The organism is Agrobacterium sp. LY4 (genome assembly GCF_001526585.1).
GTDB classification, from domain to species: Bacteria; Pseudomonadota; Alphaproteobacteria; order Rhizobiales; family Rhizobiaceae; genus Agrobacterium; species Agrobacterium leguminum.
Map to the genome: position 1 here is coordinate 1 of NZ_ASYA01000003.1, position 13,454 is coordinate 13,454.

14 protein-coding genes are annotated in these 13,454 nt (G+C 61.6%); 1 reads left to right on the forward strand and 13 read right to left on the reverse strand.

Going from position 1 to position 13,454, the window contains the following annotated elements:
• On the reverse strand, positions 1–2,293 hold a 2,293-nt coding region (locus L904_RS05220; RefSeq protein ID WP_198157981.1), incomplete at its 3' end, for a metallophosphoesterase.
• Positions 2,294–2,548: 255 nt separating this feature from the next.
• On the opposite strand from L904_RS05220, the gene L904_RS05225 reads away from it, so the two are divergent.
• Complete coding sequence (locus tag L904_RS05225) at positions 2,549–3,409, forward strand: LysR substrate-binding domain-containing protein (RefSeq protein ID WP_020811049.1); 861 nt, start codon at positions 2,549–2,551, stop codon at positions 3,407–3,409.
• A 35-nt stretch (positions 3,410–3,444) separates the two neighbouring features.
• Here L904_RS05225 and L904_RS05230 read toward each other — a convergent pair whose 3' ends face one another.
• The 12 genes from L904_RS05230 to L904_RS05285 form a co-directional block, all read right to left on the reverse strand.
• A complete protein-coding gene (locus L904_RS05230; RefSeq protein WP_031234041.1) occupies positions 3,445–4,140 on the reverse strand; it encodes a cytochrome c3 family protein in 696 nt (231 codons plus the stop codon).
• 2 nt (positions 4,141–4,142) lie between these two features.
• Complete coding sequence (locus L904_RS05235; protein ID WP_065655264.1) at positions 4,143–4,634, reverse strand: nitrate reductase cytochrome c-type subunit; 492 nt, start codon at positions 4,632–4,634, stop codon at positions 4,143–4,145.
• Complete coding sequence (napA, locus tag L904_RS05240) at positions 4,604–7,108, reverse strand: periplasmic nitrate reductase subunit alpha (RefSeq protein WP_020811052.1); 2,505 nt, start codon at positions 7,106–7,108, stop codon at positions 4,604–4,606. The genes L904_RS05235 and napA overlap by 31 nt, the downstream gene beginning before the upstream one ends.
• The gene (locus L904_RS05245) at positions 7,083–7,370 is read right to left on the reverse strand and encodes a chaperone NapD (RefSeq protein ID WP_003520944.1); all 288 of its coding nucleotides are present in this window, start codon (positions 7,368–7,370) and stop codon (positions 7,083–7,085) included. The genes napA and L904_RS05245 overlap by 26 nt, the downstream gene beginning before the upstream one ends.
• Entirely contained in the window at positions 7,363–7,863 is a 501-nt protein-coding gene (locus L904_RS05250) for a ferredoxin-type protein NapF (RefSeq protein ID WP_020811053.1), read from the reverse strand. The genes L904_RS05245 and L904_RS05250 overlap by 8 nt, the downstream gene beginning before the upstream one ends.
• A gap of 7 nt (positions 7,864–7,870) precedes the next feature.
• Positions 7,871–8,056, reverse strand: coding sequence for a periplasmic nitrate reductase, NapE protein (gene napE / locus L904_RS05255; RefSeq protein ID WP_031234042.1), 186 nt, complete (start codon positions 8,054–8,056; stop codon positions 7,871–7,873).
• A gap of 201 nt (positions 8,057–8,257) precedes the next feature.
• Positions 8,258–9,445 carry an NnrS family protein gene (locus tag L904_RS05260; protein WP_020811054.1) on the reverse strand — a complete coding sequence of 396 codons (1,188 nt, stop codon included), beginning with the start codon at positions 9,443–9,445 and terminating at the stop codon, positions 8,258–8,260.
• Positions 9,442–10,194 carry an ATP-binding cassette domain-containing protein gene (locus tag L904_RS05265; protein ID WP_020811055.1) on the reverse strand — a complete coding sequence of 251 codons (753 nt, stop codon included), beginning with the start codon at positions 10,192–10,194 and terminating at the stop codon, positions 9,442–9,444. Before L904_RS05265 ends, L904_RS05260 begins: the two co-directional genes overlap by 4 nt.
• Positions 10,191–11,000, reverse strand: a complete 810-nt coding sequence (locus L904_RS05270; protein WP_020811056.1) for an ABC transporter permease — start codon at positions 10,998–11,000, stop codon at positions 10,191–10,193. The genes L904_RS05265 and L904_RS05270 overlap by 4 nt, the downstream gene beginning before the upstream one ends.
• A gap of 5 nt (positions 11,001–11,005) precedes the next feature.
• A complete protein-coding gene (locus L904_RS05275; protein WP_020811057.1) occupies positions 11,006–11,989 on the reverse strand; it encodes an ABC transporter substrate-binding protein in 984 nt (327 codons plus the stop codon).
• A 146-nt stretch (positions 11,990–12,135) separates the two neighbouring features.
• Entirely contained in the window at positions 12,136–12,519 is a 384-nt protein-coding gene (locus L904_RS05280) for a hypothetical protein (RefSeq protein ID WP_020811058.1), read from the reverse strand.
• Entirely contained in the window at positions 12,516–13,454 is a 939-nt protein-coding gene (locus tag L904_RS05285; RefSeq protein WP_035263221.1) for a U32 family peptidase, read from the reverse strand. The genes L904_RS05280 and L904_RS05285 overlap by 4 nt, the downstream gene beginning before the upstream one ends.

Here is a 13,454-nt window from a genome sequence, read left to right on the forward strand (position 1 = left end):
CGCGATTGTCGGTGCCGATCAGCGCCGTCGGGCCGCGATAGTTCAGCCACAGATCGCCGTCGGTCTTGTTGGAAAGATCGCTCTGGAAGATGGAGGCGAGCCCGCCGCCGTCCTTCGGCAGCCGGACATCCATGACGATGCTATAATTATCGAAGGTCGAGCCGCCATTGCTGGGCGTGAAGCCGGGTGTCAGCTTGAGCCCGTTCAGCGGATTGAACCGGGGGGCCGTGATGATGCCACTCGCCACGCCGTCAATAGTCTCCTGGCTGAACGCCACGGTCTGGATTTCGACATTCGCCGTCGCCGCCTCGGCGCCCTTGCCGTCGCGCGAAGGTACGGCGTCCCCACGCGAACCGGTGAGATATTCATCGAGCGCCGAGAGATAGGTGCTGGTCATCACCGTGTTATTGTCGGGATCGATGGTCACCAGCCGGATTGCGCCGTTGCCGCCATTGCCGCCGCGCGACGCATCGCCATTGCCCGTGACTTCCGTCGCCACGCCGTCCTGATAGTTGACGAGCATCTGATAGACAGGCTTGCCCGCATCGTTCAGCGCCACGACCGTTTCCGCGCCGTCGCCGAAAACGTGACCGGAGAAGACGAAGCTGATATTCGGATGTTTCGAGATCAGCTTCTGCCACATATCCTCGCCGTCATTGGCATTGGCGGGGCTGGTGCCGATGCCGTAATTCTTGCCGGTGCCTTCGGCGAAAAGACGGTGCGAGAAGTTGTCGGCGCGATTGGCCATGTTGGTGTAATGGTGGGTCGTAACGATCGCTCGATATTCCACATTGGCCGCGAGAACCTCACCGGCCCAGCGCAGAACATCGTCGCGCGCGCCGAATTCCAGCGTCAGCACCATCCATTTCGTATTGTCGGCGCCCGTAAACGTGTACCAGGCGTTCTTGCTTTCATTCGGTTCCTGATCGTAAACCCCACCCAGCGTCGAATTCTTGCGTAGGTAGTCCGGGGAGAAACTGTCCGTAATCAGCGAGGTATAGTTCTTCGCGCCGAAACCCTGGTCGTGGTTTCCCGGCACCATGGCGTAGGGAATCTTGCCATCCAGCTTGCCGATTGCCGCCTTGGCGATGGCCCACTCTTTGGCGGTGTTGTTCTGGGTAACGTCACCGACCTGCGTCACGAAGCGGATGTTGAGCGCTTGGGAATTCTTCACCAGCCAGTCGAACATGCCGTTCAGGGTTTTGTCGCCATTGGGCAGATAGGTGTAGTCCTGCGTATCCGGCACCACGGCGATGGTATAGGCGTTGGGGCCGGCGACGCGCACGCGGAAATCGTCTATCGCGGTCTTGCCGGCGCTGTCGGTGGCCGTCACGCGGATATCGGAATGGCCGAGAGCCGCAAAATCGAGCACCAGCTTGTTGCCGTCCTTCAGCACCGCGCTGACCGTCTCGTTCTTGCTGTTCTGGACGGTGAAGGTGAGCTTTTCACCGGAGAAATGCTTCGACAGGTCAATCGTCGCATTGGCCGCATCCGGCGTCACCATCATGTCCTTGATGGCGGAGATCTTGACGACGGCGACCGGATCGACGGCGGGTTTTTCACCGATGGCGAGAATGCCGGCCTGGGCCGGAGTCTTGAATTCAAGTGCCGTACCGTTGCCAGTGACTTTGCCGGAACCCATGACCGGTGTCGCCGAACCCTGGGCAAAGCCGACTTCAAGGACACCAACCTTTTCGGCCTCGGACTTCATCTCGACCGGCAAAATGCCGGAGGCCTTGGCCTCGCCAAGATAGGACATTTCCTCGCTTGTCAGAGCCTGTTTGAGGAACAGGAAATTGCTGAGATAGCCGGGCGAGGTCTCGCCGTCCTCATCGGAGAAGATCAGGAAGCCCTTGGCCATGTCGATGGCGAAGCGGCCAGCGCTGGATGCGGCAATCTTCTGGTCGGCGATAAATTCGCCGTTAATGTACTTCTTCATTGAAACCGCGCCGCTGGCGTCCGTTTCAATGGTCAGACCGATACGGTTCCAGGCGTCCAGCTTGGCCGTGCCGCGATAATCGCTGCTGATGCCGAGGCCATAGCTGTCACCGCTTGCCTTGCCGAAAATATCGCCGTCGCTGACGTTGGTAAGGTCGGTCTGCAGCAGGGGCATCCAGCCGGTGGAACCGTTTTTCGGGAAATAAACGTCGTAGACGAGGCTGTAGGAGGTCGCCATGCCGGTGCCGTTCGGCGAAACGAGAATGCTCTGATTTTGCGACAGGCGTGGAATGGTCAGCAGCCAGTCGGAAGAGGTTTCGATGGGATTGGCGATCGAGTTTTGGGTGGTCGTCATCTCTTTGGCCTTTTTAACGTGAAACGGGGTGGCCGAAGGGGCCATGGGCGGCACGATTAGAGGCCGGGACTAACGCCCCGATGACGAATTCCTAACAAATCGTAAACGCGCCATAGCGATTCCCGATGTCGCCCATCGGTTTTGTCACGGGGTTAATGAAGTTGTCCCGCTAACGTCATGGAATTGTCAGCATTTTCGCCGATAGTCCAATCGCACCGGTGCCTTTCGTGTCGGCCGGCGGCAGAACAGGATCCCATGTCGACCACGCAGCTGAAGGCCTTCCACATCGTCGCGCAATCGGGCGGCTTTTCTCAGGCCGCGCGGGACATGGCGATCAGCCAATCGACCCTTTCGGCCCATGTGCGGGAGCTGGAAGCCATCAGCGGCGTCAACCTTCTGGAACGAAAACCGCGCGGGGTGAGCCTCAGCCCGCAGGGCGAGCGCCTGTTCGAAATTACTGCGCGCCTGTTTCAGGCGGAGAACGAGGCCAAGGCCTTCCTGCGCGGCGATACGGGTTTTGCCGGGGGACATTTGCGGGTCGCCGCGGACGGTCCTGTCCTGCCACTGCCGATCCTTTCGCGACTGAAGGCCGAGCGGCCGCAGCTCACCTTCTCTCTTTCGGTCGATAATTCAGCGCGGGTGGTGGAGCAGATCATCGACTATCGCGCCGACGTCGCCATCACCGCCCGCGCACCGGACGATCCGCGTCTTTATGGCGTCAAATTTCTTAGCATGCGGCTTGGCCTGTGCGTGCCCACCACCCACCCGCTAGCGGAACGTGAGGGTGTCTTCATGGCCGAACTGGAAGGCTTATCCTTCGTCATGCGCGAGCGGGGATCCCGCACCCGCGAAATCTTCGAAAAGAACCTTGCCGATCATGGCATTTCCATCCAGCCGGTGATCGAGATTTCCTCCCGCGAGGGCGTGCGCGAGGCCATCGCCAACGGGGTCGGATGCGGCGTGGTCGCCGATCTGGAATTCGGCCATGATGCGCGCCTTTCCTTCGTGTCGCTGCGCGACGCCAGTGAACTCATCGACGAATATGCGATCTGCCTTGCCGAAAGGCGGCATCTGCCGCTGGTGCGCCGGTTCATCGAAGAAGCCGGCCGGGCCTGATTGCGGCCCGACGAAGGCCCCCGTCGCCGCAATAGTCAGAACACGTTCCGGTGCACATCCGTCATCGCGCGCCGCAGGTCGTCGACGGCAGAGGCCGTCGGCCCCGGCTGGTCGTTGAGCGCCGGCGGCATTTTCCAGCCGGGGTCTATGCCTTCCATATTGGGCAATTCGTGGGCGATGCCTTTATGGCAATCGATGCAGGTGGCCTTGCCCGTCAGCAGATATTTGGAATGGATATCGGCGGCGCGCTGCGTCTGTTTGGTAAAGTCCATGGCGGCGGAGGAATGGCAGTTGCGGCATTCCAGGCTGTCATTGGCCTTCAGGCGCGACCATTCGTGCTGGGCAAGCTCCAGCCGCTTGTCGAGGAACTTCTTGCGCGTATCGATGGTGCCGAAAATCTTGCCCCAGACCTCCTTCGAGGCCTGCATCTTGCGGGCGATCTTGTCCGTCCACTCATGCGGCACATGGCAATCCGGACAGGAGGCGCGCACGCCGGAACGGTTGGAGAAATGCACCGTCCGGGTCAGTTCCTCATAAACATTCGCCCTCATCTCGTGGCAGGAAATGCAGAAGGCTTCCTTGTTGGTCATTTCGAGCGCGGTGTTGAAGGCGCCCCAGAACATGACCCCGCCGACGAAACCGCCAAGAGTGAGGAAGGCTAAGCTGAGCGTGCCGGCCGGTGTCGTCAGAACCGCCCAGAGCCAGACGAGAAGTTTTTTCACACGGGCGATCATCATTCGCTACCCGCCGGTTTGACGCCCATCTCGCTCATGTCCTGAAAGGTGTTGGGCACGAGCGGCCGAGTGTCGGCCTGCGGCACATGGCAGGCGGTGCAGAAATAGCGGCGCGGTGAAACATCCGCCAGCATCTGGCCTTCGCGCGTCATGTAATGGGTGACGCTGATCATCGGCGCGCCGGAATCCTGCGTGAATTCGCGCTTGTGACAGGAGAGACAGCGGTTGGCGTTGACCGACAGCTGGTAACCGTCGATCGAATGCGGGATGACCGGCGGCTGCTCCGGATAGGCGCGCATGCGCCTGAAATCGTCGATCACCCATTTCGGCAGGGGTTTGGCGGGTTCGGTCTGCATGGCGTCACCGCGCGGGCCGGACAATTCCGGCACCATCTGCGCAACCGCCCCCGTCGCCACCGTCGCAACGACGAAAGCGGCGATCATCCATCCGTGTTTCCTGATCATGCGACCGGCTCTATCTTGACTGCGCATTTCTTGAAATCCGTCTGCTTGGAGATGGGATCGGTTGCGTCGAGCGTCACCTTGTTGATGAGCTGGCTGGCATCGAACCAGGGAACGAAGATGACACCGGGCGGCATGCGGTTGCGGCCGCGTGTTTCCACGCGGGAGCGTATTTCGCCACGGCGCGACACGATGCGGATTTCTGCGCCCTGATTGAGCCCGCGCTTGCGCGCATCGTCGGCATTCATGAAACAGCGGGCGCCGGGGAAAGCCTTGTAGAGTTCCGGCACGCGCATGGTCATGGAGCCGGAATGCCAGTGCTCCAGCACGCGACCCGTCACCAGCCAGGTATCGAATTCCGCATCCGGGGATTCCGCAGGCGGCTCGTAGGGCACGGCGATGATGACCGCCTTGCCGTCCTTGTTGCCGTAAAACTTCACGCCCTCGCCCGGTTTGACATAGGGGTCGTAACCTTCGCGGTAACGCCACAGCGTTTCCTTGCCATCCACCACCGGCCAGCGCATGCCGCGCACCTCGTGATAGGCATCGTAAGGCGCCAGATCATGACCGTGGCCGCGCCCGAAAGCGGCATATTCCTCGAAGAGACCCTTCTGCAGATAGAAGCCGAAGTGTTTTGCCTCCTGGTTTTCGTATTCGCCGTTGATCTCGCTCAGCGGGAACTTGCCGACATCGCTGTCCTTGAAGAGCACCTCGTACAGCGTCTTGCCGCGATAGGCGGGATTGGCATCCAGTATCTCCGCCGGCCACACCTCATCCGTGGTGAAGCGTTTGGAAAATTCCACCAGCTGCCAGAGGTCGGAACGCGCTTCACCCGCGGCCTCGACAAGCTGGTGCCAGACATGGGTGCGCCGCTCGGCATTGCCATAGGCCCCTTCCTTCTCCACCCACATGGCGGCGGGCAGGATGAGGTCGGCGCTCATGGCCGTGATGGTCGGATAAGCATCCGAAACGACGATGAAATTTTCCGGGTTGCGATAACCCTGATAGGTCTCGTTCTTGGTGTTGGGACCGGCTTGGACGTTATTATTGACCTGCACCCAGTAGAAATTCAGCTTGCCGTCGTGCAGCATGCGGTCCTGCTGCACGGCGTGGTAACCCGGCTTTTCCGGGATGATGCCGTGCGGGATGCGCCAGATTTCCTCGGCATGTTTGCGGTGTTCCGGGTTGGTCACCGTCATGTCGGCCGGCAGGCGATGGGCGAAGGTGCCCACCTCGCGCGCTGTGCCGCAGGCCGATGGCTGGCCGGTGAGCGAGAACGGGCTGTTGCCCGGTTCGGAAATCTTTCCGGTCAGCAAATGGATATTGTAGACCATCTGGTTGGCCCAGACGCCGCGCACATGCTGGTTGAACCCCATGGTCCACAGCGACATGACCTTGCGGTTCGGGTCCGCATAAAGCTCGGCCAGCTCCTCCAGGAAACCGGCTTCCACGCCGGTCATGGCGGCGGTCTTTTCCAGCGTGTATTCGGAGACGAATTCCTTGAAGGTCTCGAAATCGATCGCTTCAGTCTTGGTCGGATCGGCGGAATTGGCGGCATTTACCTCCGCCGGATTGTCGGGCCGCAGGCCATAACCGATATCGGTGACACCGCGCACGAATTTCGTGTGGTTCTTCACGAAGTCTTCGTTGACGCGCCCGGTCTTGATGATGTGGTTGGCGATGTAATTGAGGATGACGAGATCCGTGCCCGGCTTGAAGACCATCGGAATATCGGCAAGGTCCATGCTGCGATGGGTGAAGGTCGAAAGCACCGCCACCTTCACATGGTCGAAGCCCAGACGCCGGTCGGCAATGCGCGTCCACAGAATGGGATGCATCTCCGCCATGTTCGAACCCCAGAGCACGAAGGCATCGGCGTGTTCGAAATCATCGTAACAGCCCATCGGCTCGTCCATGCCGAATGTGCGCATGAAGGCGTAAGCGGCGGACGCCATGCAGTGGCGGGCATTGGGATCGAGATTGTTGGAGCGGAAGCCGGCACGCATCAGCTTGGTTGCGGCGTAGCCTTCGAAGATGGTCCATTGGCCGGAGCCGAACATGCCCACGGCCGTCGGCCCCTTCTCCTTCAGCACCCGCTTGCACTGCTGCGCCATCACGTCGAAGGCCTCATCCCAGCTCACCGGTTCGAACTCGCCGTCCTTGGCGTAGACGCCGCCTTTTTTGCGCAGAAGCGGGGTTTGCAGGCGGTCCTTGCCATACATGATCTTGGACAGGAAATAGCCCTTGATGCAGTTGAGGCCGCGATTGACCTCCGCCTGCATGTCGCCATGGGTGGCGACGACCTTGCCTTCCTTGACGCCGACCATGACGCCGCAGCCCGTGCCGCAGAAACGACAGGGCGCCTTGGACCACTTGATCTGCAATGCGGAAACCCCGCCCGGCACCGGCTGGGCGGCGGCCGGCAGCGCAATGCCCGCCGTTGCCGCCGCAATGCCGGCGGCATGGGCCTTCAATAGATCACGCCGCGTCAGTTCGCTGCTCATCGCCGCTTGTCTCCTCTGTGTCGACGTGTTCGAAAACCATGTTGGCGGCAATCACACCGTCGAGTGTCGAAATATAAGTGAGCGTATCGCCCAGCATGCCGGTGCTCGTGCCGTCTATGACGATGACGATCTTGCCGTTGCCCTCGCCATGAACCTCGACATTGTCGAGCGTTGAAAGCGTTGCCAGCACAGCGTCCCGCATCTGCGGCATCACCGCCACCACGGCACTTGAAACATGATACCGGCCTGTATTTTCAGGCATATTGCATCTCCGTGGCTCTCTCTTTGATCTCGATCACACTGGCGGGACAGACGGACACGCAGGCCCCGCAACCGGTGCAGGCATCTTCCAGCAGTTCCGGAACGAAGGGGCCGCCACGGCGGGGCCGAAACCGGATGGCCTCGGTCGGACAGGCATCGCGGCAGGCCTGACAATCGATATTGCCGAAGGCGAGACACCCCTCACCGATCGCCACGACATGATCGAAGCGCTGTGCCGCGGGGGCGGTAAAGACAGGCTCGGGACAGGCCTCCGCACATTTGCCGCAGAAGGTGCATCCCCCGGCGGAGAAATCCACGGAAGGCAGACCGTCCGCCATGGCAATGATGCCGGTGGGACAGACCTCGACGCATTTTGCGCAACCGCTGCACGCGGCGAGGTCGCTCAACGCGACCCCGGGGGGACAGATGCGCGGTCTATTTTTTTGTCCGCCGCGCAAAAAATCGCGCCGGCTGAGAGAGACTTCCATCATCATCTCGCCCTCAATGGCCGGGCGGCCCCGGCGGGCCGTAAATGATCTGGAACATCCAGACGATAAAGCCATAGGCTCCGACAAATCCGACCGCCAGAATGGGCCAGATTCCAAAGGCCAGAACGGCGAAGGTCACAAGTTCCTTTGTCCGGCTCGGCTTTTCATCTGCGTGTTGAGGCGCGACTATTTTAGGCATATTCGCGTTTCCCTATTCGGTTGGAGTGATAATCGACCAAAAAGAAAATATGTTCAACCATTTGATTTTATTGATTATTTATCAAAACTAACATTCATCAATATCCCTCTTCTAAGTCACTGATTTCACATTGTGCTTTTGCTGAAAAAATAAACAAATTCGCCGGAACAGTGATGTCGGCGCAGCGGGGCAAGCTCTCGCTCATCCGCATGCCCCCGCCTCATCGATGCCAGGCGCGCGCATGAAAGGCAGAAAGCCCTGCAACCAGACCCCGAAGCTCGCCGCCCACAAAGCGGCGCTGAGGCCATGGTGATAGGGCGATAATGTCGCGGCAAAATCGAATTCCGGCAGGATGCGGACCAGACCGGCCATCACCATCAGAAGGGCGGCCGCACGCGCCTGCCATGGCAGATGCGTCAGATTGCGGCCCGTATGCCGCAGCCCGGCAATGATGAAGACGGCCATGACGGCGCATCCCAACGCCCCGACCGACAGCAGATGCAGCCCCGCGGCGGGCGTGACGAGAAAACCGAGCCGTGTCGCGCCGAGCGCCAGAAAACCTGCGCCCGCAAAGGCGCTGCCGAGGCCAAGCAACAGCACCTCTGTCTTGAAGACGGCACGCCCGATGAACCATTCGGCCAGCCGGTCGAAAAAGGCGGCACCGGCCGCGAGCGAAAGCCAGGCGCAGACATCGCTTTGCGGAAAGAAAAGTTTCGCCGCCATGTAAAGCGTCACCATGGCGCCTGCCATATGCTGGCGACCGGGATGCGGCCGGTAAGGCGTGGTCTCGCCGCCGGGATCGAGCGCCAGATTGATGACGACCACATTGATACGCGCGGCGGAAAGGGAAAACAGCACGGTGAAAATGCACAGCGCCGCTTCCAGAAAGCGGGATGCAAGTTCGAGATCGCCGCTCCACCAGGCATAACGCACACCCGCTTCAGCCGCCGTAAACAGAAGAAGCCAGATAAGGAACGCCAGGTGCTTCGCCGTGCGCCGCGCCAGCATCGCCCTGCCGATGAGAACGCAGAGCGCGAGCAGAAAGGCGAGATCGAAAAAACCTGCAAACAGGCTCCCTGCCTCCACCCCGAGAAAGCCGATAAGGCGGCCCGGCAGCCAGAGACCGGCGAGATGAAGCAGCGTTCGTCCCTGCGCCGGCTTCGTATCCGTCCATTCCGGCACCGCCGAGCCAAGGAAACCGACAAGCGCCATGCCATAGGTGCCGAAGATCATTTCATGGGCGTGCCATTGCGATGCAGGCACCGCATCGGCAAAAGGCAGGGCATAACCACCGATGACGATCCACAGGAAGGGCCAGCCTGCGCCGTGCAGGGCGGCCAGAGGGAAAAACAGCCGCAGGGCTTCGGAAAGGATGGGGGGTTGCTTCATCGCACCCGCTCCTTTGCCGAAAACAGTTCGGCGAAGGCCGGGCTCCCGGACAGGCGTTCCGCTTCGTCGAAAACCGCACGCGCCATGCGCCGGCCCGGCGAACCCGCGGGCTTATGCGCGGCAACGACACGGCCATCGACGCCGGAGAGCACGATCAGCCGGTCGGCCACCAGCAACGCCTCATGAAGATCATGGGTGACGAGAAGGGTGGAAAAACCGCGCCGGCGGACGGCGCCCACCAGAAGCTCCTGCAAATGACGGCGCAGGCCGACATCGACGGCGCTGAAGGGCTCATCCAGAAACAGCATGTCCGGTTCCACGGCTAGCGCCCGCGCCACGCCGGCGCGCTGGCGCATGCCGCCAGAGAGTTCCACCGGATATTTGCCGAAATCCGCCGCCTCCAGACCGACCTCCAGCGCAAAACGGCCCGCCCTTTCGCGCCGTTCCCGTTTCGGCATGCCGGCCGCCGCAAGGCCGTAGGCGATATTGTCGATAAGCGTCATCCACGGCAGCAGCCTCGGCTCCTGAAACACCAGACCCTGCCGGCGATAATGGCGGTGCACGCGACCGCGAACAGGATCGATGATACTAGCCGCGATCTGCAAAATCGTCGTCTTGCCGCTGCCGGAGGGGCCAAGCAGCGCCACGGTTTCCCCCGACGCTATGCCGAGATCGAAATTCTCGAACAGGCTGCGACCGAGAAAGGCGTGGCCGACATGTTCGAAACGCAGGATGGAACGGTCGCTCATCGTTTGACACCCCATGGCAGCCCGGCGGCGCGCCAGCGTTCCAGCGCCTCGCGCAGCAGATGCAGCAGGCCGTAATCGGTCAGCAGCGCCAGCGCGACGGTGATGGTGAGCCAGGCGCTGACCTGCGCGATGTCGAACAGCGCGCGTGCAGTGGCCAGTTCGCCGCCAATGCCGCCGGAATTCGAAAGGAGCTCGGCCATGACGGTTACTTTCCACGCGCTTCCGGCCGTCGTCGTCCAGGCCGGGAAGAGGTAGGAGAGCACATGCGGCATGGTGACGGTGCGCAGCCGGTAAAACCATGGAGCGCCGAAGGCCTGCGCCATCACCTCCAGCTGACGGTCCCGCTTGGCGACACCTTCCAGCGCACCGGCAAAGGACACGGGAGCCGAGGCGATGATGACGGTCATGACAGCCGTGCCCCCCGACGAGCCGAACCAGATGAGCGCAAGCACGATCCAGCCGATGGGCGGCACGCCGAGCAGAACGGTAACGACAGGCTTCATCAACCGCATGGCCGCGAAGGAATAGCCCGCCAGCACGCCCGCCACCGTGCCGATGCCGGCGGCGATGGCGAAACCGGCCAGGGCCCTGACGGCGCTCTGCGACAGGATGGCGAAGAAATCCGGCCGCGCTGCCAGAAGCCCCATTGCCGTGAAGGTCTCACCGGGCGAAGGCAGGATGAAGGAGCCATAAATCTCATGCCCGGCCTGCCAGGCGGCGAGAAAACAGAAAATACCTGAAAGCCCGGCCCAGCCCGCCCAGAGATAGCGGCCCATCCAGCCAAGACTTTCGAGAATGCGGTTCATGCCTGCTACACCAGATAAAACCCGTCATCCGGCCGCCGGCCGCCGATGATTGCCGGGTCGGCCCTGGCAAGCTCATCGTAAAACGCCTCGAGATCGGCGCGCGCAGCGCTCGCCTTCAGGGCGCACAGATGACTTGTCGGAAAGGAGGCGGCGATGATTTCCGGCGGGAAACCCAAGGCATCGGCGGCCGCAGCTGCCGCCGTCTTCGGATCGGCTACGGCGCTGGCGAGCGCTGTCTCCATGGCGTCCTGCAGAGCCTCTATACCGGCCCTGCCGAGTTTTTGCTGGACTGGCGATGTCAAGGCGAGGCCGGCCTGTGGAATTTCAGCCTTGCCCGCCACCTTCGCCCATTCCCGCTGGATATCGATGGTGCGATGGACGGTCATGAAAAACGACTTCGCCTTGATGACCACGGCGGTCGCGGCCGGCTCGCTCAGCAGGGCGGCATCCACCCGTCCCGTCAGCAGCAATTGCACGGCTTCTGGCGGCGAAGCGGCATATTCCAGCTTGATGTCACCGAGCTTCAGGCCGTTTTCGGCAACAAGGCGGCGCAGCACGAAATCGGGCATGTCGTTCTTGAACGGCAAAGCGAGGGTCTTGCCGGAAAGGCTCTGCAGGGAGTTCAACGTCCCGTCTTTCGAAACGATATAGAGCAGGCCCGTGGTCAGCACGTTCAACAGCGCGAGGCCGAGACCGCGATTGTGGAGATTGGCGACGCCGTAGCTCGGCATCACCACCGCCCCCATGGAACCGGAGGCGACGGCGGCGCGCATTTCATCCGGCGTTTTCCAGGCTTTGAAGACCGCTCCGGGTGCAACATCCTTCAGGAACCCGCCCTTTACCGCATGGGCCAGCACGGCGGAGGGCGCGGCAGGAGGACCATAAAAGGTGAGTGGCGTTTCCGCCTTCGCAACATGCGGTGCGGCAAGTGTCGCGACCGCGAGCCCGGAAAAGGCTGAAAGAGCCTGACGGCGGGTGAGATGGGCCATGGTCCTGATCCTTTCGCGCCGGAAGCGCCATGATGCGCGTGACGCCCGCTCAGACCGTTTTCCGGTCCCGGCGCGTCACCACCCGGAAATGACATTTTGCAAGCGCCCGCTCTTTGCGCAGGATCAAACAGGGCCGAAAACAGGGATTATTCACCCTTCCTGAGTGAGAGCGCGTCCCGCAGGAGCCGCGAGCCCTCCTGAGCGGCGGCGGCGATATCGAGAAACATCAGGCTTGCGGTTTCAACCACGCCTTCATCCACCGTGTCGTCTTCGGCGAAATCGCAGAGCATCTCGGTCAGGAGCGCGATCTTGCGACGCTCCTCGCGGGCGGCGGCCAGAAGCTTGACGATATTGCGCTGGCGCTCGAAATCCTCGAGTTCGCGCAGCGCCTCGTGCACCCTGTCGCGGCAGCCGCAATCAAGCGCACTCTGCAAGACAATATCGCGCACCAGATGGATTGCCGCCGCGATATCCGCTCCGCCCGGTGCCGCTGCGGGCAGCTTTTGCTCGCTTTGCCCGTTCGTCGTCATGCATTCACCCCATGCGCCGTGTTGCGGGCACGGGCGATCCAGGCCGCCCCTTCCTGCCCGTGGTGAAAACCATTGGAAAAGGGCACATCCGGATAGATTTGCCCGAGATGTGCAAGACCGTCCTCCGCCTCCCGCCTGCCAACCAGAACATCGTGATGGATTTGCGCCACCGCAACCATGTCGCAGTCCTGCGGCGACAGCCGGAAGCGGGAAATGCCGGCGGCGGCCAGATCCTGCAATTCGCCAAGCAGCGACTGGCAGGTATGCGACACCGTCTGCACGCCGTTCAGCGCCAGAAACGACTGCCGGTCGAGCGTGCGTACCGGCAATCCATCCGGATCGTCGCCGCAGACGAACTGGCAATTATCCTTGATATTGCCCTTGGCGCGGGCATGGGCGCAGCGCGCCGAAATGGCGAGCGGCAGGCGGCCGAAGGCGAAGATTTCGTAGTCCACATCAGGCGTCTCCGCCACGATGCGCTCCACCGAGGTCATCGGCAGTTCCGGCGGCAGGCATATGGCGCTCGCGCCGCGAGACGACAGCAACCGCGCCGTCGCGGCATTATAGACATTCACCATTGGACCGACGACATGCGGCGTGCCATGCAGCATGCCGAGCGCGGAAAGATCGTTCGCCTCGACCGGATAGGGACTATCGGCGATCAGGCCGCGCAGGTGGCGGCTTTCCCGCTCCAGCGTCACCAGCGAAAGCGTCGAGAGGATCACCTGTTTTCCCGCACTCTCCAGCCGCTCGATCACGTCGGCGAGATGCGGCTCGGTGAAATGAAACCGTTTGGAGCAGACGGTTTCACCGAGATAGACATGGCTGACGGGCGCTTCATCGGCGATGCGGAAATAGAAATCGCGCCATTTCTCGCCCTGCCAGAGATAGAGGACCGGGCCGAGCGCCAATGTGGCTTTTGCGGGTTTTGCCAT